This window comes from Acinetobacter sp. FDAARGOS_724 (assembly GCF_013364475.1).
Lineage (GTDB): Bacteria > Pseudomonadota > Gammaproteobacteria > Pseudomonadales > Moraxellaceae > Acinetobacter > Acinetobacter variabilis.
Window position 1 is genome coordinate 254,945 of the sequence record NZ_CP054908.1, and the last position, 23,224, is coordinate 278,168.

A 23,224-nucleotide genomic window follows, 5' to 3' on the forward strand; every position below is an offset into this window, starting at 1 on the left:
TACTCCTCCCCCGCCTCTGACTCTGGCGGGTTTTTATTGCTTTATATTTCACCTGAAGCTTTTTGATTGCGATTTTCATTTGCAGTTCAATAAATTACTCGCCATTGCTCGGTCGATTGATTTAAGATAAGTTAATCAAAAACCCATAGCGATGAATGGGTTAACAGGCTATATGGAGTGATACGATGAAAGGCAATCGTGATGTAATTAATCAGCTGAACCAGGTGTTGTATCACCACCTTACAGCGATTAACCAGTATTTCCTGCATTCACGCATGTTTAATGACTGGGGCATTGAAAAACTGGGTTCGGCAGAATATAAAGAGTCCATCCGCCAGATGAAGCATGCCGATAAAATCATTGAACGTATTTTATTTCTAGAAGGCTTACCAAACCTACAACATCTTGGCAAATTGTATATTGGCCAGCATACTCAAGAAGTACTGCATTGTGATGTACGTAAAGTAAAAGAAAATATTGAAGTCATTCAGCAGGCTGTGGCTTTGGCAGAAACACAGATGGATTATGTGACTCGTGATTTAGTGCGAGAAATTCTGGAAAAAGAAGAGGAATATCTGGACTGGACTACGACTCAGCTAGATCTTATCGAAAGTGTTGGTATCGAAAACTATATTCAAAGCCAGCTCTAAACTTAGAATGAATCAATAAAAAAGCCAGCTCTTGCTGGCTTTTTTATATGGAATTTATCTTGGCATATCCTGAATCAATTCTTCATAACTGAGTTCGGTTTTTTGAATAACTTTTAAGCGTTGCAGCTGATGCTTGGCTTCATTTTCATAACCATTAAAAGCTAGCAGTTTGGCGTATTTAATCAGATTATATTTAGTTGGATAACTTAATACCATCTGCTCACCTGCTTGAATCTGTTCAGGGGATGCTTTGCTATAAGGGTTAAGACGAATCCAATCAATACGATGATTAAACTCTGTTAATAAATAGATTGGCTGCTGATTGGTGATTTTTTCGGGCTGTTGCTCATAACGAATACTTTGACCAAGTTTTGGCACAGCGACATCATAATCCCGATAGCTCACAATCAATAACAGCAGCCCCAATCCGAAAATAAGTTTCATTGCTATAGAAGGTAAGGTCACGGTTTTGATATTCGGATTTTGGGCTAGAACAGTACCTAAAATAAAACCTACTGGTAAAAGGAAATAGGCATAGTGCTGCGGAAACTCGAACATAGCATGAGTAAAAAAAGCTCCAATCATTAAAATACCAATGACAGACTCAGGAGTTTTCACCCATCTTTGAAGCTGATAACCTAAATAGCCGAAATAGGCTAAGAAAGGCAGACCAATAACCAGCCCATTCCACAGCAAGAAATCAATAATAAAGTTATGTGCACTGCGAATCCAGACCGGACCTTGAACTGTATCAGTGATCGAGACAAAGGCAACACTGGTCTGATACCAGCCATATCCAAACCATGGCTGTGCCTGAATTGCCGCTAGCATTTGCTGCCAGATCGCTAAACGAGACATATCGCCTGTTGCACGAGCAACTACATCACGGCTTTGTACCACCTGGGCATCCATAACCTGTGTTGCCAGTTGACTTAGCAATGGGAAAGCGACAATACAAGAAATAAATAAAATAAACCAAGCAATACTGTAATACCATTTCAGGCGAATAATCCCTTTATATTGGTAGAACACCAGATACAACATGATCGCAATCGCAGCCACCCAGGCTGTACGAGACTGGCTTAAAGCAACTCCCATAACAATAGGTAAAGCACAAGCCATGAGCCATTGGGTCGGGATTTTTTTCTTCTCATACAGATAAAGACAGCTCATCAATGCCATGACTAAAAAAGTTGCCATATTATTTGGCTGGGCGAAGTTGGCATAAGGTCGCTGATTACCACTAATATTTACCATACCAGGTAAGCTTGCATCCAAGTTAGTCCACTGACACAAAGCAATTAAACCTGTGATTGTTCCTGAAGCTAAAAATGCATAGCTTAAGTTGGTAAAAGTTTCTTCCCGATTAAGCTGCCCCGTTGAAAAGTTATAGCCTAATACAGCTGCCAGCCAAAAACTAAAAACATAAATTGTTCCCATCATGGCAGTACTAAAGAAAAATACTTGGCCTGCTAACAACTGGATCAAAGGAACACACGTCAGTGCTAATAAAGGCAAACCAATAGTAGGTAATTTAATTTTTTCTTTTAAGAAAAAAGCTGTAAGGGCAAATAATGCAAAAAAAGCATACAGCTCACCCGTGTAAGTAACCCATGGACGGTAATGTACGGGTATGAGCCAAGCGAGGGAGATCAGAATTGCTGCGAGCAGCACCAGCAGGAATTTCATGTGAACTTTAAGAAAAAGAAATTTTACTCATGATAAACAAAAAAGCAGTTTAGTGGTTAATCTGCTTTTGGGTTAGCTTAGAAGAAATTAGTTCCAAGGGCGGAGATCGACGATTTTAATGACTTCTGCGGTTTCCTTATTGACTAAAATAACCATAGCTAAACCATAGGTTTCTAAAGGTAACCATGCATTCGCTTCTGGATACACCTTAAGTACCTGCTGCACAGCCACCTTTGCATTCCATTGATTAAGCTCAGGTAGATCATGAGCTTTGATTTTCATCTGCTCTTGGACTTGATTAAGCGGAATATAACGTTCAGGGTATAGAGCTAGCGATATTCCATTCAACATCGCACTCATTTGCTCAATTTGTTGCTCCTGTGGATCTGCTGCTTGTTTAACAGCGACATATTGTGGCTGTAACCATGTAGGTTGCTGATATTGTGGTTGTGCGTGCGTAATATTCTCAGTTTTTAGTTCATTATTACGCACCAGTTCAAAACGATCATTATTGAATGCAATCCACACAGGACGTGCTTGTGCAATGCTATATAGACCATAACTTAATGCCGCGATTTGAATTAAAATAATAACCGTTAAATCCATTTTTAAGGTTTTTTTGCCTTCTTTATAGGCCAACAGACCAAGCAAAGGCCCTAAAATTACATCTATAACCAATAACATTAAAAAAATATGGGTCACGCCTGCAGCTTTTGCGAGTGGTGATGGATACCACAATACAAAGACCACACAAATTACAATAAGTGCCACCAAAACTGAAATACATAGATGACTTAGAAAAAACTTAATGCGATTGTTCATTTTTTAATGGATTAAATAGATTAAATAGAAAACTCGATTTTAACGACAACCAATCAATAATCCTAATATTTTTTAGGATTGACACTTTTTGTCAGTTAATTACATTTTTTTAATATAAGCCCTAAAAAAAACACAACATTATGTTTTTTATTATATTTTAGAAGTGGAATGTTTTTTTGCATAGTTTGTTAAAAATATCACCTTTCGAGTTAAATATGCAAAAAGGTTTTACCCTCATTGAATTAATGATTGTTATCGCCATCGTTGGTGTTCTATCTGCACTCGCCATTTCAAGCTATTTCTTTTTTACCTTAAAAACCAGACTGAATACTGCACTTTATGAAGTTTCTTCAATTAAACCTGCTTATGAAGTTATTATTACTCAAAGTTCACCCACAACTCTAACTTATGCGGACTTAAACATAAAATCAGAAACAGCCCTATGCAAAATTGACATTGCGTTGCCTAGCTACAATACAGATGAAAGTAGGGTCTGTTGACACTTACTGTTCATAATTAACCCTATAACGGTAGCCATAAAAATATACAGGCTAAGGCAACAGAACTTTGATAATTTCTTTTGAGCTTGTCATATCGAGTAGCTATTCCTCTAAATTGCTTTAATCTACAAAACATATTTTCAACTAAATGCCTGATTTTATATAAATACCAGTCCATATGGTCATTGTTCGATTGGCTATTCGTTTTCTTTGGTATATTCGCTTTAGTCCCTGTTTTCCTGATCTGTTCACGCAGTGGTTCTGAATCATAGCCTTTATCTGCACATACCACTTTTGTCTCTTTTAAATCTAATGTTGATATTAAATCAGGTGCAACTTTAACATCATGTGTGGTTCCATCGGTAATCATGAAATCAATAGGATTGCCATGTGCATCAACAATCAAATGTATTTTTGAGGAGTTTCCTCCTGCACTTTTAGAAATAGATTGATTCGCTATGCCGGCAGAATGTTGATGAGCACGTACATGAGAGCCATCAATAAAAATCCACTCCATATCGGGGCATGAGGCTAGTAATTTGAATAATCTAAGTAACTTACCGCTGCTTGACCAACGATTAAAACGTTTGAAAATAGAGTTTGAATGACCAAAACAAGAAGGAATATCTCGCCACGGACAACCTGTCCTAATTCTATAGAGAATAGCTTCAATAAAATTGCGTAAATTTGAGTTGTGGTGAATGGATAAATTACGCAGAATAACTTTCAACTTTTGCCAGTGTTGATCTGTCAGCATGGTACGAGGCATAGCGAATAGTAAAATTGGGTTTGGCGATTTGATTTTACTACTTCGCTATTTTTTTAAGCTAAAAGTGTCAACACACCCTAAAGTTTTAAGTTGTCACTTAAAAAATAAATCTGCACTACAAAATAATGCAGAAATATATTTAATACGCAGCACCACAGGACAGTATCACTGTAAAACGATTGGAATCCCGACCTATCTTATCCCAACGCAATGCAAATAAAATTTACTGATATTGCTGCTTTAAGTTTTGATAAATTAACATTTTAGTTTGGTCATATTGTGCTTGACCTAAAGCAGCTTGACCACTTGCCAATAACGTCACAACACCACCTTTATCATCTACCACAACCAAGGAACTTGCTCCTAGCAAAGTTCCATCTCGGAAATATACTTTTAAACTATTTGCATCTTGTTGATAAGGAAACATAGCATAGCCGTAACAATCTCTTAGTTTTGTGATGTCACAAGCCAATTTTGATTGACTCAAAATATTCGGTTGCGGTTTTTGAATCATTTTTGCCACTTGTAAAGCCAATGCACTGGCACTTCCAGAAAGTCCAGCCGAAGATGCTAAAGCAGGAAAGTCAAAAGCTGTATAAATATTGCCATAACCTGTTAAAGATGTTTCAACATACAGGTATTTCGCCTCATCTTCTTTACGCTGATTGTCTAAGAATTGGATTCCATTTTCTGCCAAAGCATATTTTTTTTCAATTTCACCTTGGAAACTCATTTGGGTTTGTGCTGCTACAGCCTCTCCCAACAAACAATAACCCAAATTTGAATAACTATAGGTCGTGTTTGGGTCAAATGAAAGTTGTGTTTGAGCCAGTCGCTGCAAAGATGATGGACAAAATGGTGTTTGTCCAGATCTAAACATTTCATCCCCCATTAAACCTGTACGATTAAATCCTGCACGATGTTGTAACAAATCGCCTACCGTGATTTGTTCAATACGAACATCTTCAGGTTTAGGTATGTTGGGTAATAGTTTTAATATTGGCGTATCTAGCTGAATTTTATTTTGTTTAATCAAATCTAAAACTGCATCACTGGTCCATAATTTGGACACACTGGCATAACGGAAGCGTGTATTTTCATTTACTTTGGCAGATAAAAGCGGCAGCCCCAAATATCCACTTTCACAATGAAATAATTGCCCTTGAGGAGAAAGATAAGCGATTTGGGTATTGGGCGCGCGGTGTAACAAAGTGGTCTGTTTTAAAAGTTGTGTCAACCAAGTTGGACTATTGTCACTACATTGCAAAGCATGTTGTTCTATTTTTGCTTGTAAGGGATACAACTGCAAACGTAGCTTATTGCGCTCAAGCGTATTTACATAATAATAAACACCGACACCTGCCAAAAAAAATAAAAAAAGAACAATCATTAATTCTGATAATTTAAGTTCACGGCGCATATTCTTCTCTTTTAAATAAAAAACCTCCCTAAGGAGGTTTTTCTTTAATTTTTCAAGTCTTATTGACCTGTACCAACTTTACAACCAGCTGGTACAAACTTAGCTTCAGTGATAGTTGTCGAACAAGCCCAGTCACCACCATTTGCATTGGTAGCACGTGTCCAAACTACAGATTTAGTTCGAATCGCGCCACTTGCAGCAGCACCAAATGTACCAGTAATCGTGCCCGCACCTGTTGCCTCATCAAAATTTAAGGTTGGTTGCTTGCCACCAGCTGCACCATCTGCACCACCTGTAGGAACTGTACCAGCAGCTGGTGCAGTCGCACCTAATAAGCTTGATGCAGGAATATTAAAATTACACTCATTGCCATCAGTCAAACACAAGTCAACTAAGGTACGAAGGTTACCCAACTCACCAACTACACGTGTAACTTGTGATTTAGTTACGTAGTTTTGGTATTGAGGAATCGCAATTGCAGCCAAAATACCGATGATCGCTACAACGATCATCAACTCGATAAGGGTAAAACCTTTTTGCATCGTCTTCATAAACATTCTCCACAAATGTTTTGTTAATTTAATTATAAGCTTTGTAAGCTATTTTAATATTAGCACTAAACGTGCCAACTTTTATTATAATAATTTTGACAGAAAAAACAGCAGTTTAAAAAAATATTTTTCAATTTGTTATTTTTGGGTTTCATTTTGTGTAGATAACTGACAAAAATTGTCATTTATTTGACTAAAGTCACCCTAGAATGATGGGCTTGTTTCCTAATTCATTCTTTAAATCATCCATTTTTCGATCATAGTATTGATTTAAAATTTCTCCAATCTGCTTAACCCCAAAAATCACCCCATTCTTATACTTCTGTTGCTTCAACTGCTGAATAATATTTTCACAAATCTGATCCCATACTTCTTGTGTAGTTGCCTGTTTAATTCCTCGATCAATCACAATTTCTACTTTATGATCACAGAGGTTTAAATATAAAAGCACGCCACTATTATGCTCTGTATCCCACACACCCAATTCAGCAAAAAGTTGTCGGGCACGACACAGCGTATCTTGGTAATAAGCAGAACGAGAAGGTAGAGATCCTTCAATCACGACCTGAATTTCCCCCACATGCCCATGCTCTGCTTCTTCTACAGCTAATGCAATCGCATGCTGATCCTGCTTGGAGAAAAACCGCTTGGTTGCAGGCATATAAAAGAAGTGCTTAAGCCAGCGCTTAAAACTTGGTTGGGCATGCTCTTCCAGCTTAGGCTGCGTGACAATATCTGTTGTATCTGTAGTTGTTACCATGAGCCTGATGCTCCTCCCCCACCAAAACCACCGCCGCCTCCACCGAAGCCGCCGCCTCCAAAACCACCACGTCCACTACCACCGCCACGACCTCCACCTGCCATAAAGGCATGCAGGATCAACTGAGCAAGTGAGGTCACGAGTAAAAAGAAAACTCCAGCACCAATTAATAGGCTAGCGACCAATCCCATGCCATTGACTAACCCGGCTGCAGTTCCAGCCACTGCAGCAGTGGCTGCACTCAGCTTTCTGCCAAAGATCATGGAACCAATGACACCAGCGACGATAATAAAAATAACCGAACCCAAAGTCGCTTGAGATGCTTGCTGCGCTTGATATGCCTGTTCCTGACGTTCTTTAAGCTCAGCCGCTGCTTGAGCTGCAATTTCAGGATCCAAGTTGAGAATACGCTCAATTTCTGCCAGCCCCGCATCTATCCCTTGCGCATACTGACCCTGCTTAAACAAAGGTGTAATTTTGTTATTAATAATTCGTCCAGCCACAATATCTGGCAAAACACCTTCTAACCCATATCCAGTTAAAATCTGGATACGATGGTCATTTACCGCAATGGTCATTAACAAACCATTATCATGTTCTTTTGAGCCCAATTGCCAGCGATCCGCCACACGCATGGAATAGTCAAAAATATCTTCCTGTCCAGTAGTAGGGACAATCACTACTCCGATCTGAGCCTTACCTGCCTGATAAAGATTGATGATTCGTTGACTAAGTTGTTGTTTTTCTGCTGCCGTTAATAAATTTGCCTGATCAATCACCGGTTCATTCATGCTAGGCAAGTTGCGCTGAACCTGACCTTCTGCCATATCATTGGCAATTTGTGGCTGCGGTGCGGTCGCTGTAGGTTCAGCATTTTGATCTGCAGTATTCGTCTTAGGCTGCAAAATTTCACGTGCAACAATGACTTCTTCTGTATCAGTTGCCGTTGCTGTTTCACTCCAGGCAGGATTCATCAGGCTCATAATGAGGCTGAGAAATAGACCTGTACAAAGTTTTACAGCGCTTATATGCATCATTGCAGCCACCTTATTAGCAGATTACCCAAGATCAGGCTTATTCAAATGAAACCTTAGGTGCCTGTTGCGCACTCTGCTCTGCACTAAAGTTTGGTTTGGTATCCATCCCAATAACTTTGGCCGTCATCACCTGCGGGAACTGACGTGCATAAGAGTTAAAATCTTGTACAGTCGTAATATAACGGTTACGCGCTACCGCAATACGGTTTTCAGTACCCTCAAGTTGTACCTGTAAATCGCGGAACTGCTCATTGGCTTTTAGATCAGGATAATTTTCAGTTACTGCCAGTAGACGTGACAAGGCACTGGTCATTTGTGCTTGAGCTTCCTGATAGCGCTGGAACAGTTCAGGATCTTCCAGCACTTCACGGTCGACTTTTAGGCCTGCCACATTGGCACGTGCCTGAGTCACTTCAGTTAACACCTGCTCTTCATGTGCGGCATAGCCTTTTACCACATTCACTAAATTTGGCACCAAGTCAGCACGACGCTGATACTGGTTTTGTACTTCAGACCATGCCGCAGTCACCGCCTCATCCTTAACTTGTAAGGTGTTATAGCCACAACCTGTAAGCGTCAGGGTACTGGCTAACATCAGAGCAATGAAAGATTTTTTTAATACAGGAATCATCTTTTCTCCTCAATTCTTTATTGATATTTATTTAATAAATTTGATTTTAAACATATTTTTCTCATTTTTTGTTAATTTTTATAATTTTTTACTTATACCGTTTTTATTCCTTCTGTTCTGCTTCAGAGCTACGAATTAATATTGGATATATTGATAAGTTTAAATCCATATTTATTATAACTACTTAGAACTAAGCTGAATAAATTAGTAAAATGAAGAAAAATAAAAAACCCGCCATAGCGGGTTTTTAAATGGATGATTAAATTATATTAAACATCAAGGTAATCCAGAATACCTTCTGCAGCCTGACGACCTTCCCAGATCGCAGTCACCACCAGGTCAGAACCACGGACCATGTCGCCACCAGCAAAGATTTTTGGATTTGAAGTCTGGAATTTGTATTGCTGTTGTTCAGCTGCAAGTACGCGGCCTGAACCATCCAGATTGATTTCTACATCAGTGAACCAGTCTGCTGGGCTGGTACGGAAACCAAATGCCAGCAATACCGCATCTGCAGGCAGAATTTCTTCTGAACCTGGAATTGGTTCCGGACTACGGCGGCCACGGCTGTCTGGTTCGCCCAGTTGAGTCGTTACCACTTTTACGCCAGTCACTTTGCCATTTTCACCCACGATTTCGATAGGCTGACGGTTGAACTGGAATTCCACACCTTCTTCACGCGCATTTTTTACTTCACGACGTGAACCCGGCATGTTCGCTTCATCACGACGATAAGCACAAACTACTGACTCAGCACCTTGACGGATTGAAGTACGGTTACAGTCCATCGCGGTATCACCACCACCCAAGACAATCACTTTTTTGCCTTCAACGCTGATGTATTCGGATGGATCTTTTTCCCACCCCTGGCAACGGTTCACGTTAGCAATCAGGAAATCCAGTGCATCATATACACCATCCAGATCTTCACCAGCAAAGCCACCTTTCATATAAGTGTATGTTCCCATACCCATAAAGACAGCATCATAGTCAGCGAGTAACTGGTCGATAGTAACATCGGTACCAATTTCAGTATTCAGACGGAATTCAACACCCATACCCGTGAAAATTTCACGTCGGCGTTTCATCACGTCTTTTTCCATCTTGAATTCTGGAATACCGAAAGTCAGCAGACCACCAATTTCAGGACGTTTATCAAATACAACTGGCTTAACACCATTACGTACCAGAATATCAGCACAGCCTAGACCGGCAGGACCTGCCCCAATGATAGCAACTTTCTTGTCAGTCCATTTCACATGAGACATGTCTGGACGCCAGCCTAAAGCGAAAGCGGTGTCATTGATATATTTTTCAGCATTACCAATGGTGACTGCACCAAAACCATCATTTAAGGTACAAGCACCTTCACACAGACGGTCTTGGGGACAAACACGACCACAGACTTCTGGCAAAGTATTGGTTTGGTGACACAATTCTGCTGCTTGGAAAATACGGCCTTCTGCCAGTAACTTCAACCAGTTTGGAATGTAGTTATGAACCGGACATTTCCATTCACAGTACGGGTTACCACAACCTAGACAACGATGTGACTGATTTGCAGCCACTTCTGTTGTGAAAGGTTTATAAATTTCCACAAATTCTGCTTTGCGGACGTCAATCTCTTTTTTCTCTGGATCTTGGCGTGCGACATCCAGGAATTGAAAGTCATTATTTAGGCGCTCTGCCATCTCTCTCTCCGTGGGTAGACCCAAGGCTTTATTCGCATTACCTTAGGTCTGCCTATATCTGCAGTAGTGGAATTATTGTGGATCAGCTTGAGTTGTTTTCAACAAGGTCAATAAGTTAGCTGCTTTTGGTTTTACCAGCCAGAACTTACGACTATAGAAATCAAACTCATGGCGGATCTTGTACGCCCAAGCACTACCTGTTTCTGCAATATGTTCATCTAAAATGCGAAGCAAGAAGGTCTGATGTTCTTCCATCGCTTCAGTTGAGATACGGTTCAGTTCAATCAACTCATGGTTGTAATGATCTACGAAATCATTGTCCAGGTCCAATACATAAGCGAAACCGCCGGTCATACCTGCACCGAAGTTATGGCCTACTTTACCCAGGACAGTCACAATACCGCCAGTCATGTATTCACAGCAGTGATCGCCTGCACCCTCAATCACGGCAAAGGCACCCGAGTTACGAACTGCAAAACGCTCACCTGCAGTACCCGCAGCAAACAATTTACCGCCAGTCGCACCATACAAACAGGTATTACCAATGATGGCAGTATTTTGAGTCTGGAATGGCGAACCTTTTGGCGGGAAGATCGAGATACGACCACCTGCCATACCTTTACCCACGTAGTCGTTTGCATCACCTTCCAGTTTGAGATATAGACCACCGGCATTCCAAACACCGAGTGACTGACCCGCTGTACCAGTCAGATTTACTTTAACTGGATGTGCTTCCATACTCAGGTTGCCATAACGTTTGGCAATTTCACCTGACAGACGTGCACCAATCGAACGGTCACAGTTACCTACTGTGAAGCTGTATTCACCACCTGTACCTGCTTCGATTGCTGGAAGAATTTCTTCTACCATCTTCTCAGCCAGAATACCTTTATCGAATGGTTCATTACCTTGTACTTCACAGTACTGTGCTTTACCTTCTGCTGCTGGATGTGACTCTAGCAGTTTGCTCAGGTCAAGGTGAGCATGTTTGTCAGTTTCACCTGGCAGGATTTCCAGCAAGTCGGTACGACCGATCAGGTCTTTCAGGCTAGATACGCCAAGTGCCGCCAACCATTCACGTGTTTCTTCAGCAATGAAAGTGAAGAAGTTGATCAGCATTTGTGGTTCGCCGATGTAGTGCTCTTGACGCAGATAATCCTGCTGAGTCGCAACACCGGTCGCACAGTTATTCAAATGACAGATACGCAGGTATTTACAACCTAAGGCAATCATTGGTGTTGAACCAAAGCCAAAGCTTTCTGCACCCAAGATCGCGGCTTTTACGACGTCCAGACCAGTTTTTAAACCACCATCAGTTTGAACGCGCACTTTGCCACGTAAGTCATTTACACGAAGTGCTTGATGCGCTTCACTTAAACCTAATTCCCATGGAGAACCTGCATGGTGAATCGAAGACAATGGAGATGCTGCTGTACCACCGTCATAACCAGAAATAGTAATGAAATCGGCATACGCTTTCGCAACACCTGCTGCAATCGTACCTACACCTGGTTCAGACACCAGTTTCACCGATACCATTGCCTTTGGATTGACCTGTTTCAAGTCAAAGATCAACTGCGATAAATCTTCGATCGAATAGATATCATGGTGTGGTGGTGGCGAAATCAGGGTCACACCTGGAACAGAATAACGTAAACGAGCAATCAAGCCATTCACTTTACCACCAGGTAACTGACCACCTTCACCCGGTTTCGCGCCTTGAGCCACTTTAATCTGCAGTACTTCTGCTGATGTTAAGTACGCTGGAGTTACACCAAAACGTCCGGATGCAATCTGTTTGATTTTCGAGTTACGGATGGTGCCATAACGCGCTGGATCTTCACCGCCCTCACCAGAGTTAGAACGACCACCGATGGTGTTCATGGCAATCGCAATCGCTTCATGTGCTTCAGGAGATAGTGCACCCAAAGACATACCCGCAGAGTCAAAGCGAGGCAGGATATCTTCTACAGACTCAACCTGATCCACTGGAATTGAATTGTCAGTTTTCAGCTTGAATAAGTCACGAATGGTTGCAATCGGACGATTGTTTACCAGCTCTGCATATTCTTTAAAGTCAGCATAATTACCAGAACGTACTGCTTTATGCAGTGAGTTAATCACATCCGGGTTAAACGCATGGTATTCCTTGCCGAAGACGAATTTCAGCATACCGCCCTGATCAATTGGCTTACGGTTTTTCCAGGCTAAATCTGCCAGTTGCTTCTGGTCATTTTCAAGGTCAGCAAAAGTTGCACCCTGAATACGACTCGGAACACCTACGAAGCATTTGCCCACAACTTCATTGGATAGGCCAACTGCTTCAAACAGCTGACCGCCACGGTAAGAAGCCACAGTTGAAATACCCATCTTAGAGAGGACTTTCAGCAGGCCTTTTTCAATCCCCTTACGGAAATTGTTTTGGGCATATACTGGATCACCCAGCAACTCACCTTTAGCCACCAGATCATTGATCACGTCATATGCTAAGTATGGATAAATTGCTGTCGCACCAAAGCCAAGCAGAACGGCAAATTGATGTGGATCACGGGCGAAACCAGTTTCGACAATCAGGTTGGCATCAGTACGTAGGCCAGTATTGATTAGATGATGGTGTACTGCACCAGTAACCATCACAGCATTGGCTGGCAAGAAACCTTCACGGATTTTCTTGTCTGAAAGTACCAATAAAGTTTTGCCGTCACGAATCGCTTGCGCTGATTCTTCGCAAATACGAGCAATCGCAGCTTCTAAGCCTTCGGTTTCAGCATAGTTCAGATCAATATCTGCAATCTCATAACCTGTACGGCCTAGCGTACGGATCTGATGCATTTTTGAGTTAGACAGGACCGGACTTGAAATAATCAGACGGTCTGCATGTTCTGGACCCTGTTCGAAAACGTTTTGTTCACGACCTAAGCAGGTTTCTAGCGACATCACAATCGATTCACGTAATGGATCGATTGGCGGGTTGGTTACCTGAGCGAATTGCTGACGGAAATAGTCTGATACATGACGTACCTGACGTGACAGAACCGCCATCGGTGTATCGTCACCCATAGAACCTACAGCTTCCTGACCGCTTTCAGCGATTGGACGCAGCAACTGGTCACGTTCTTCGAAAGTTACCATGAACATTTTCTGTGCCGCTTTCAGGTTGTCACCTTTTAAGCCTCGCTCACATAGATATTCTTCCAGCTCAGGGCTACCTTGTAGACGTACAGCATTTTCACGTAACCATTCACGGTACGGACGCATACGTTTCAGGTGATTATTCACATCCTGAGTATCTAGTACTTTACCGGTATAAGTATCGATCACCAGCATTTGGCCAGGACCTACACGTCCTTTAGAAATGACATCTTCAGGTTCATAACCCCATACACCAATTTCTGAAGCCAGTGTGATGTAGCCATTTTTAGTGATGACCCAACGTGCCGGACGCAAGCCGTTACGATCCAGCATACAGATCGCATGACGACCGTCTTGGATAACTAAACCAGCAGGGCCATCCCATGCTTCCATATGTTTAGAGTTGAACTCATAGAATGCACGTAAGTCAGCATCAAGCGTTTCAACGTTCTGCCAAGCAGGTGGAACCAGCATACGTAGCGCACGGAACAGATCCATACCACCACCAACTAGAATTTCCAGCATGTTATCCAGACTAGATGAATCTGAACCAGTACGGTTTACGATTGGATTCAGCTCAGTCAGACCTGGCAGTAATGGGTTTTCAAATTTAGGCGTACGCGCCATTGCCCAGTTACGGTTAGCCGTAATAGTGTTGATCTCACCATTGTGGGCAAGGTAACGGAATGGCTGAGCCAATGGCCAGCGTGGCAATGTATTGGTAGAGAAACGTTGGTGGAAGACCACGATATGTGATGTCAGACGCTCATCAGCCAGGTCAGTATAGAAGTCAGCAATAGCTGCCGGCATCATCAGACCTTTATAGCTGATTACAGTTGAGCATAAGGTCGTCACATAGAAGTATGGATCACTGGTTAACTGCTGTTCAGCACGACGACGCGCAAGGAACAATTTACGGTTGAATTCAACTTCAGTTACACCGATTGGGCAGTTAACAATCACCTGTTCAAAAGCTGGTAGAGACTGCATTGCAATCTCACCAAGCGCATCATTATTTGTCGGTACAACACGCCATGCGATAACACGACAGCCTTCTTCTTCAATTTCTTTCGCCAGGACTTGTTTTGCATGTGCGGCTAATGCTGGATCCAGATTCAGGAATACTGTACCCACAGCAAAAATCTCACTTAAGGTAATGTCGCTTAAGCGTTTGGCCTCTTCACGGAAGAATTCTTTAGGCATTGCCAGCAATAGACCACAACCATCACCGGTTTTGCCATCAGCAGCAATACCGCCACGGTGGGTCATACAACTTAGACTATGAATTGCGGTCTTGACCAGATCATGACTGGCATCACCCTGCATATGGGCGATTAAACCGAAACCACAGTTATCTTTAAACTCATCCGGTTGGTATAAACCTTGAGCGGGAGCTACATTATTAGGCGATGGCATGTGCATAGCGTACCCTTCTTTTCACTAAGCCCGATAGGCTATTAAACAATCTAAATTCTGCTGTGCGTGACTGTCTGATTTACTCCGCAAGCCAAGCAGCTTTATAGAGCAAAATATCATTGAGTATCTTTTCAACATAATCCTTTTTCAGACGGAATGCATGAAAAATAACATTCATTTTGCTGATGGATAAGATAAAAATAAGCAACAAAGATGACAATTACGCCTATTCATCGAATCATTTTCGCGCCAAAACAGGGAGATTAATTCAATTCATGCACCGATAAAGCAAATTTCATGCCAACTTAAGGAGCAAAAATCAAAACAACACAAATGACAAAGATTTAGCTTACAAAAGGAAAATTATGATTATTTATGGTGCGTATTTTTTGCACCAAAAGCGCACATTTATAATAAAGATAAAGTGTCTGTGCGCTATTTTAGACCGGCCTAGTTAAATGGATCACTAATCTCGTTTTCTTGAGGTCGAGCATTGCCATTTGATGAGCGCGGACTTCCTTCGACATGACTTTGAGATTTCTGTACCTCCACTACATTACCTTCCTGATCACGTCGAACAATCGTGGTACTTGTGGTGCTTTCTTTAGGGGTGGCTACAAGGGCTGAAGGCTGAGCTTTCGGTCTTATCTGTACGGATTCATCAACTTTCGGTAAAGGTACATTTTTCAACTGAATTTCATAAAGTTTTTGATTACTTGCCAGTTCTTCCGAACCCATACTGTTGACCAGGCTCGCATATTGTTGCATGGCCACAACTTTAGGCTGGACAGATTTAGGCAGATTCAGATTGAGCGCTGATAAAGCCTGTTGAGCTTCTGCTGCGGTTTTATACAAACCATATAACAATACATATTGTTCAGGCTGGTTCTCACCTGAAAGCCTTAAATAAACAAAAGGCTTACGATCCTGCTGCTTTTTCAGGAAGGTTTTTAGAATGGCTTCATTACCTACACGAAATAGCTCAATCGCATGCTGTTTTTTTACTTCACCAATATATTTGGTTCCACGAAATTCAGGCTCATGACTAACATTGACAACAATTCGAGTATTGAGATCAAGAGGCTTAACTTCATCAGAAAGTGCACCAAGATGGGTCATTGAGGCCACTTTTTCTGGTTGAATCTGTAATTCAACTTCCGTTTCCGGCTTCTTCTCTACTTCTACCACTTCATCTGTATCGGTAATAGCCCAAAAAACCAAGGCAGCAAATAGACAGCATACGCCACAGACCAGCCAGAAGTAATGCTGAATCTTTTGCCAAGGGGTACGTAATGCTGTCATAAAAATTTAAACCTATGCCTGATGAGCTAAAATCGCCTGTTGCATCAACTCGACATCAAAGTTTCGAGTAATGATCGCTTTTCCAAGTTGCTGCAATAATACAAGACGAAGCTGCCCATTTAAAACTTTCTTGTCGTGAGCCATATAAGCCAGGAAATCGTCAAGTGGAATTTTAGGACAAACAATAGGTAATTGCGCACGAGAAATGATTTTTTTTGTACGCTCAAGGTCTTCTAATGAAATCCAGCCCATGCGATGGGATAAATCTGCTGCCATCACCATCCCCGTGGCTACCGCTTCTCCGTGCAGCCATTTACCATAACCCAGATAAGACTCAATCGCATGACCGAATGTATGACCGAGATTAAGTAAAGCACGCTCACCCTGCTCTTTTTCATCATTGGCTACAATACGAGCTTTATGTGCACAAGAACGATAAACCGCTTCGGCCAGCAATTGCTCATCACGGGCAATAAGACCTTCCATATTGGCTTCTAACCAGACCAGAAAATCTTCATCTCCGAGTAAGGCATATTTGATCACTTCAGCCAGACCCGCAGACAGTTCACGATCTGGCAGCGTAGATAGCTGCGACATATCTGCCAGCACCACTTGTGGCTGCTGGAAAGCACCAATCATGTTTTTACCCAGTGGATGATTAATGCCGGTTTTACCTCCTACACTAGAATCCACTTGAGAAAGTAACGTTGTTGGCACCTGAATAAAATAGACACCACGCTGGAAACAGGCAGAGGCAAAGCCGGCCATATCTCCAATAACACCACCACCGAGTGCCAGAACCGTACAGTCGCGGTTAAAGCCTGCCTCAAGCAATGCATCAAAAATTAGGTTTAGATGTTCAATATTTTTGTATTTCTCACCATCCGGCAAAATACAGGTCGCCACAGTTTTACCCAAATTTTTCAATGCAGCCTTATAGCGATCCAGATAGAGTGGTGCCACCGTCTCATTACTGACAACCATCACCTGCTTGCCATGAATATAGGACTCAAGCAATTCCTGAGGATTCAAGTTACTACCAATAAAAATAGGGTAACGACGTTCACCGAGTTCGACATATAAGGTTTTCATGAGGGGATAACCACTTTTTCAACTGAACTTATTTTTTTGGAAGGATGAGATTCAGAATACGCTGCGCCAGATCTCGTGCAGCTCCCTGATTGGTCTCAATGATGTAATGTGCGACTTCCCGGTATAACGGATCCCGTAATGCAAGCAAATCTCTGAGTTTCTGTTCAGGATTTTCGACTTGTAACAAGGGACGGTTTTTGTCGCGATAGGTTCGCTGAAGCTGAATTTCAACTGGAGTGTAAAGATAAACAACGATGCCTCGCTGCTTTAAATAATCCCGATTAGGAGCCTGAGTAATTGCACCACCACCAGTCGCAAGTACCAACTGTGGACGTGAGGTTAACTCATCAATTACAACAGTTTCACGATGACGAAAACCCTTTTCACCCTCTTTTTCGAAGATCCAGGGAATCGTAGCCCCTGTTTTCCGCTCAATTTCATGATCGCTGTCCAGAAATTCTCGTCCTAACAGTTCTGCTAAATGTCGTCCTACTGTTGTTTTACCGGCCCCCATCGGCCCTACCAAATAGATATTTGGCAGGGTTTCAAACTCTTTGCTTGGCAAGGAGTCACCTATTCATTTTGTTAAATTCAAAATATATTAATGATTTCTTGAAACACTGTCATTAACAATTCGAGGTGTAACAAAAATCAGCAACTCACGCTTGTTATCTGATTTAACATCTTTACGGAACAAACGACCTAAATAAGGTAGATCACCCAAGAAAGGAACTTTAGTTTGCGCATTTCGAGTTTCTTGCTCAAAAATACCACCTAACACCACTGTTTCACCATTATCAACCAGTACATTAGTATTGATCTGGTTTTTATTAATGGTTAACTGTCCAGTTGGTGTCGGATTTCCTGGTGAGTCACTGGTTATATTCAACTCCATTTGCACCTTGCCATCTGGCGTAATACTTGGTGTAACGTCCAAACTTAAAGTTGCATCAATAAACTCTGTAGTCGACACTGCATTAGCACCACCGCCTTCTGAAGACTGATAAGGAATTTGGGAACCAGATGCCACAGTCGCTTTTTGCTTGTCAGCAGTGAGCACTTTTGGCGTAGAAATCACTTCACCATAACCGTCTGCCTGTAGCGCAGAAAGTTCAAGATCCAGCATAAAATCCGAAAGGCTAATTAAGCCAAAAGCAATACGGCTAGCCCCTTGACTGGTTACCCCTAAATCTACATTCAGGTTATCTGGGCGCTGAATATCATAGGTAAATCCGCCTAGATCACTTTCCTGAGGGTCTCTCAAATCCCATAGGGTAGTGTCACTCCCCCCCACAAGAAGGTGATTATTATTGGTAATCCCTTGAGACAGGATTCCCCATTTCACACCCATTTCTTTGGTAAAGTCAGTAGTTGCACGAACGATACGCGCCTCAACCATCACCTGTTTCACTTGCACATCAAGCAGATCGACCATATTACGGATTTTATCAATGAAAGGCTGGGTATCATTCACAATAATCGTATTGGTACGGGCATCAATAGAGATAGAGCCACGTGAACTTAATAAACTTTCTCTATCATCATTGTTACTCGTGCCATTCGAACTCCCTGATCCTGATGCGCTCTTATTTTGAGTAATCAGTTTTTCAATATCTGCTGCTTTTGCATAACTGAGCTGCATATATTCAGTTTGAATCGGCGCAAGTGCAACACTTTGCTTTAAGGCCTTAGCTTCTTCCTCTTCAGCCTTAATTAATTCTGCCACTGGTGCAATCCAGATCACATTACCATTACGACGCTTATCCAGATTTTTGGTTTTTAATACAATATCTAAAGCCTGATCCCAAGGAACTTCCTTGAGGCGTAAGGTAATATTACCCTGTACGCTATCTGCAGCAACCATATTGATATCGGTAAAATCGGCTAATAACTGTAGAACTCGACGGACTTCAATATCCTGAAAATCTAGAGAAATCTTCTTACCTGTATAAGCGACTGATTTAGGACGTAAAGGCCCTTTAACTTCTGGACGCTTCAAACTGATAGTCAGCTTATTATCTGTCTGGAAAGCCATATATTCATAGCTTTCCGCAGACTGAATGGTAATCATGCCTGATCCATTCTGGTTGACTGCATCTACGGTTGAAACAGGCGTGGCAAAATCATTCACATTCAAACGTCGGGTCAAATGTGCCGGAATCTTGGAGCCCAGAGTCCGCACAATCACTTTGGTTCCCTGCTGCTGTACATCGACTGGTGTGTTCTGACCTGCCAGATCAATTACCACCAGTCCTTCACCTTGCGCACCCCGCTGGAAACCAATATTGGTAATCCCTTGAACGACCTGCTGTTGTACAGGCTGAGCAATAGCAACTGGAGTAGCAGAATTAATTTTTAAAATAAAGGTATTGCCTTCCACACGTGTCGTAAATGCACCTGCATTAGCGAGATTCACCGTCAGTCGAGAACGCTGTGCATCTGAGCTAACATCCACTGAACTGGCTTCAGCAGTCGCAACTGGAATACTAGACTGTTTTAGATTTTGTTGTGCCTCATTAAAATCCAGAATCAGACGTGATGGAGATTCCAGCTGATAGGCTTGAGGCTGAGGTGGCAGACCATTAAACATCACTCGGATTTCAGTTCCCTGTCCAGGAATCTGCATTGGTACCACATTGGTCATTGAAACCTGCGCACTCGCTGCTTGCATCACAGCAATCGCGACAGCCCCCATAGAAAACTGACGAAACACATGATTCATTGTATTAGCATCCCCAAAAATAAATTCTTTAATACTCTTATTCATTTTTATTCCTTAAAACTTATGGCGCTGGTCCAATCAAAACCAGACTTCGTGGACGTTCCACATATCCCTCACGGCCATCTGGAATAATCTCAATCAAGTCAATCTGTGTCGGCGTAATTCTCGTTACACGACCATGATTAAGTCCCATATAGCTGCCACGTTGTATCCGTTCAATTTCCCCATCAGGCGTTTGAATTAGAGCCAGAATCTGCCCCGCCTGATTCCGCATACTACCTTTCATGCTTAAGGTTTCGAGTGGATAGCTTTCTAAAGGCTGTAATTGGCGTGACAAGTTGGGATAAACTCGCTTACCTGCCATAATTTTCAATTCGGCTGCTAAAGAGCTTGGCAGGAAAGGACTTTTCAGCTGATGAGCTGCGTAATTAAACATTTCTGTCGGAATAAAATCCGGCGCCGGTTCAATCGGTAATGGCGGTTGATTACGAATATTGGCCATTTCCTGATTGACTGCATCAATTCTTGATTCACAGCCCACCAATAAAAATCCGAGCGTTAAAGCTGAAGTAATTTTAATGATATTCATTACTGAGCTCCCTGCGTATCAGTTGTGGCTGGAGTAGATGAAGCATCTGCATTACCAACATAACGATAGGTTTTCGCTTTTACCACATAATCAATGACAGGAATTTCAGATTTCTTTTCTTTATTTTCAGTCCCTGTAATGGTGAAGTCATGCAGTGTAACGATGCGCGAAAGTCCTGCAATACTGCTCACAAAAGAACCAAAGGCATGATAATCCCCAGTGGCTTCAATAGCGATTGGTTGTTCAATAAAGAATTCCTGCTTGATTTCAGGTTCCAGACGAATATTTTTGAATTTCAGTCCGGAGTTCACTCCACTCAGGTTAATATCTTCAACCAGACCAGGAATTTCAGTTTCTTTCGGCAATTGTTCCAATTGCTGATTAAAACGTGCTTCCATCTCCTGCAACTGAATCTGATACTGCTGTAAATTACGCAGCTTGGATTCCTTTTCCCGGAATTCATTTAACAGGTTTTGTTCTTGAGCACTGGCTTGTGAAATTGCTTCTATCTTGCCGCGAATAAACCCGAAATACCCCAGCATAAAAACCAGAATAACAATAAAGATCCAGCAGGTAATTTTGACTGATAATGGCCAGCTACCATAATTATTTGGATCTAGTGTATTGAATTGTTGAAAGAACTTTTCAACTGTCATTTTTTTTCTAGGAACAGTCCCTACGTCTTGGCTTAATTCATCGAATCCGTCATTACTCATGATGATGCCTCCGCTGTAGTTGTGACTGGTGTTTGTCCTTCTTTAAGTGTTGGCTCAGCGATTTGATCCAGATCAACCGTGACCGTAAAGCTGCCATAAGATTCTTCCACTCGAGGAATCACTGATGATGGCGCTTTATCTTTTGGTTCTTCAGCAACCAGGAAAGCATTCATAAATGCATTACGATACCAGGTAGAAGCCTCCAGATTACGTAGCAATTCAGCCACTGTATTCGGACTTTCCGCCTTACCTTCAATGGTGAATTTATCGCCGGTACGCTGGAATTTGGTAATGTACATATTGCTTGGTGTGACCCGTACAATTTCATCAATCAGGTGAACTGCGATCGGCCGTTGAGTCTGTAAACCCTGAATCAGCTTCATACGTTCAACAATTGCATTACGCTGGTCTTGTAAACCATCCAATGCTTTCAGCTGTACATCCAGATTCTGGTTAGTACTGATCACCAGCTGATTGGCCTGTTCCTGATCCTGAAGTTTTTGATCGTAATAGAACCAGGTTGAACCTGCTGCTGCCAATCCTAGAAAAAGTGCCCCGGCACAAATCGCTACAAATTCATTATTTCTTTTAATTCTTAGCTCATCGCGCCAAGGGAGTAAGTTAATCTTTGCCATTAATCAAAACTCCTCAATGCCAAACCACATGCAACCATGAGTGAGGACGCGTCATTTTCAATTTTTTTAATATCAATTTGAGGAGAAAAGCCCATTTGCAGGAACGGATTGGCAATCGTGACCCGGTAGCCGAGTTTTTGCTGTAATAGTTTTGCCAGACCTGGAATATTGGCATTCCCCCCTGCCAATAAAATATGGTCAATCTCGTTAAACTGAGATGAAGAGAAGAAGAACTGTAATGAACGCGCTGCCTGCTGCACGACTGCATCTAGAAAAGGTTCCAGCACTTCGATGTCATAGTCATCCGGTAAGGCACGGGTTTTTTTAGCACGACCTGCTTCCTCAAAAGACAATCCATAACGGTTCTGGATTTCCTGAGTCAGCTGTTTGCCACCAAAAACCTGCTCACGGGTATAAATGATCTTGTTATTCTGCATGACGGATAAGGTCGTCATACTATGACCAATATCCAGGATCCCGACAGTATTTACCCCCATCGGTAAGGTATCCGAAAACACCTTGAATGCATTTTCTAATGCAAAACTTTCGACATCTGCAATTTTTGGATTAAGATTGGCAATTTGCAGTACTTCAGAACGCGCTTCAACATTTTCTATTCGGGTCGCTACCAACAGGACATTGACCCGGTTCGGATTGGTTAAACGGTCTGGCAGAACTTCGAAGTCCAAGCTGGCTTCGTCAAGTGGGAAAGGAATATATTGTTCAGCATCTTCACGAATCTGAACTTCACGTTCATCATCCGACATATCGGCATCCATTTCGATGATTTTGGTGATGACCATAGAAGTTGGAATCGCAAAAGCTGACTGACTGGACTGGGTATTGGCCAAATTAATCGCACGCCCCAACGCATCACCCACCGCTTCTGGATTTAAAATGTTTTTTTCAACGACACTACTTTCTGGTAGTGGGACCAAAGCATAACTTTCTACCCAGTACCGACCGTTCTTTACAGAGAGCTCTAAAACTTTAACAGAAGTCGAACTAATATCGACTCCTATTAACCCCTTATTTGGCTTACGATATAACCTGCGCACAATACAATTCCTATTATTTTTTTATCCCCAATAAAAACAAAC

19 protein-coding genes and 1 pseudogene are annotated in these 23,224 nt (G+C 42.0%); 2 read left to right on the forward strand and 18 right to left on the reverse strand.

Annotation, left to right across the window (positions count from 1 at the left end; genetic code table 11):
• Positions 1-185: 185 nt before the first annotated feature.
• The gene (gene bfr, locus FOC32_RS02570) at positions 186-650 is read left to right on the forward strand and encodes a heteropolymeric bacterioferritin subunit Bfr (protein ID WP_175966220.1); all 465 of its coding nucleotides are present in this window, start codon (positions 186-188) and stop codon (positions 648-650) included.
• Between the two features lie 54 nt (positions 651-704).
• Here the strand turns inward: bfr and FOC32_RS02575 are convergent, their stop codons facing one another.
• Complete coding sequence (locus FOC32_RS02575; RefSeq protein WP_175966222.1) at positions 705-2,339, reverse strand: PglL family O-oligosaccharyltransferase; 1,635 nt, start codon at positions 2,337-2,339, stop codon at positions 705-707.
• An 87-nt stretch (positions 2,340-2,426) separates the two neighbouring features.
• Entirely contained in the window at positions 2,427-3,161 is a 735-nt protein-coding gene (tfpZ, locus tag FOC32_RS02580) for a TfpX/TfpZ family type IV pilin accessory protein (RefSeq protein WP_175966224.1), read from the reverse strand.
• 215 nt (positions 3,162-3,376) lie between these two features.
• Between tfpZ and FOC32_RS02585 the strand changes: the two genes are divergently transcribed.
• Positions 3,377-3,661 (forward strand): pilin, encoded by a 285-nt coding sequence (locus FOC32_RS02585; protein ID WP_175966226.1) that lies wholly within the window; start codon positions 3,377-3,379, stop codon positions 3,659-3,661.
• A gap of 3 nt (positions 3,662-3,664) precedes the next feature.
• Here the strand turns inward: FOC32_RS02585 and FOC32_RS02590 are convergent.
• The 16 genes and pseudogenes from FOC32_RS02590 to FOC32_RS02665 all read right to left on the reverse strand — a co-directional run bounded on the left by FOC32_RS02590 (position 3,665) and on the right by FOC32_RS02665 (position 23,182).
• Positions 3,665-4,430, reverse strand: a pseudogene (locus tag FOC32_RS02590) (IS5-like element ISAba31 family transposase).
• Between the two features lie 223 nt (positions 4,431-4,653).
• Entirely contained in the window at positions 4,654-5,850 is a 1,197-nt protein-coding gene (locus FOC32_RS02595) for a serine hydrolase domain-containing protein (protein WP_175966228.1), read from the reverse strand.
• A gap of 59 nt (positions 5,851-5,909) precedes the next feature.
• On the reverse strand, positions 5,910-6,392 hold the full coding sequence (locus FOC32_RS02600; RefSeq protein WP_416378061.1) for a pilin: 483 nt from the start codon (positions 6,390-6,392) through the stop codon (positions 5,910-5,912).
• A gap of 208 nt (positions 6,393-6,600) precedes the next feature.
• Positions 6,601-7,161 carry a TPM domain-containing protein gene (locus FOC32_RS02605; protein ID WP_175966232.1) on the reverse strand — a complete coding sequence of 187 codons (561 nt, stop codon included), beginning with the start codon at positions 7,159-7,161 and terminating at the stop codon, positions 6,601-6,603.
• Positions 7,155-8,198 (reverse strand): TPM domain-containing protein, encoded by a 1,044-nt coding sequence (locus FOC32_RS02610; protein ID WP_175966234.1) that lies wholly within the window; start codon positions 8,196-8,198, stop codon positions 7,155-7,157. The genes FOC32_RS02605 and FOC32_RS02610 overlap by 7 nt, the downstream gene beginning before the upstream one ends.
• Before the next feature lie 37 nt (positions 8,199-8,235).
• Positions 8,236-8,829 (reverse strand): LemA family protein, encoded by a 594-nt coding sequence (locus tag FOC32_RS02615; protein ID WP_218945503.1) that lies wholly within the window; start codon positions 8,827-8,829, stop codon positions 8,236-8,238.
• 269 nt (positions 8,830-9,098) lie between these two features.
• On the reverse strand, positions 9,099-10,520 hold the full coding sequence (locus tag FOC32_RS02620; protein WP_104425619.1) for an FAD-dependent oxidoreductase: 1,422 nt from the start codon (positions 10,518-10,520) through the stop codon (positions 9,099-9,101).
• Between the two features lie 72 nt (positions 10,521-10,592).
• The gene (gene gltB / locus FOC32_RS02625) at positions 10,593-15,068 is read right to left on the reverse strand and encodes a glutamate synthase large subunit (protein ID WP_164071336.1); all 4,476 of its coding nucleotides are present in this window, start codon (positions 15,066-15,068) and stop codon (positions 10,593-10,595) included.
• Between the two features lie 450 nt (positions 15,069-15,518).
• Positions 15,519-16,370 (reverse strand): hypothetical protein, encoded by an 852-nt coding sequence (locus FOC32_RS02630; RefSeq protein ID WP_175966236.1) that lies wholly within the window; start codon positions 16,368-16,370, stop codon positions 15,519-15,521.
• A 12-nt stretch (positions 16,371-16,382) separates the two neighbouring features.
• Complete coding sequence (gene aroB, locus FOC32_RS02635; protein ID WP_005233594.1) at positions 16,383-17,462, reverse strand: 3-dehydroquinate synthase; 1,080 nt, start codon at positions 17,460-17,462, stop codon at positions 16,383-16,385.
• A gap of 28 nt (positions 17,463-17,490) precedes the next feature.
• Positions 17,491-18,027 carry a shikimate kinase AroK gene (gene aroK / locus FOC32_RS02640; protein WP_175966238.1) on the reverse strand — a complete coding sequence of 179 codons (537 nt, stop codon included), beginning with the start codon at positions 18,025-18,027 and terminating at the stop codon, positions 17,491-17,493.
• A 36-nt stretch (positions 18,028-18,063) separates the two neighbouring features.
• On the reverse strand, positions 18,064-20,229 hold the full coding sequence (gene pilQ / locus FOC32_RS02645; RefSeq protein ID WP_175966239.1) for a type IV pilus secretin PilQ family protein: 2,166 nt from the start codon (positions 20,227-20,229) through the stop codon (positions 18,064-18,066).
• A 16-nt stretch (positions 20,230-20,245) separates the two neighbouring features.
• Positions 20,246-20,773, reverse strand: a complete 528-nt coding sequence (locus tag FOC32_RS02650) for a pilus assembly protein PilP (protein WP_034169727.1) — start codon at positions 20,771-20,773, stop codon at positions 20,246-20,248.
• A complete protein-coding gene (locus FOC32_RS02655) occupies positions 20,773-21,489 on the reverse strand; it encodes a type 4a pilus biogenesis protein PilO (protein ID WP_175966241.1) in 717 nt (238 codons plus the stop codon). Before FOC32_RS02655 ends, FOC32_RS02650 begins: the two co-directional genes overlap by 1 nt.
• On the reverse strand, positions 21,486-22,124 hold the full coding sequence (locus tag FOC32_RS02660; protein WP_004787129.1) for a PilN domain-containing protein: 639 nt from the start codon (positions 22,122-22,124) through the stop codon (positions 21,486-21,488). Before FOC32_RS02660 ends, FOC32_RS02655 begins: the two co-directional genes overlap by 4 nt.
• On the reverse strand, positions 22,124-23,182 hold the full coding sequence (locus tag FOC32_RS02665; RefSeq protein WP_004787132.1) for a pilus assembly protein PilM: 1,059 nt from the start codon (positions 23,180-23,182) through the stop codon (positions 22,124-22,126). The genes FOC32_RS02660 and FOC32_RS02665 overlap by 1 nt, the downstream gene beginning before the upstream one ends.
• Positions 23,183-23,224: the final 42 nt, after the last annotated feature.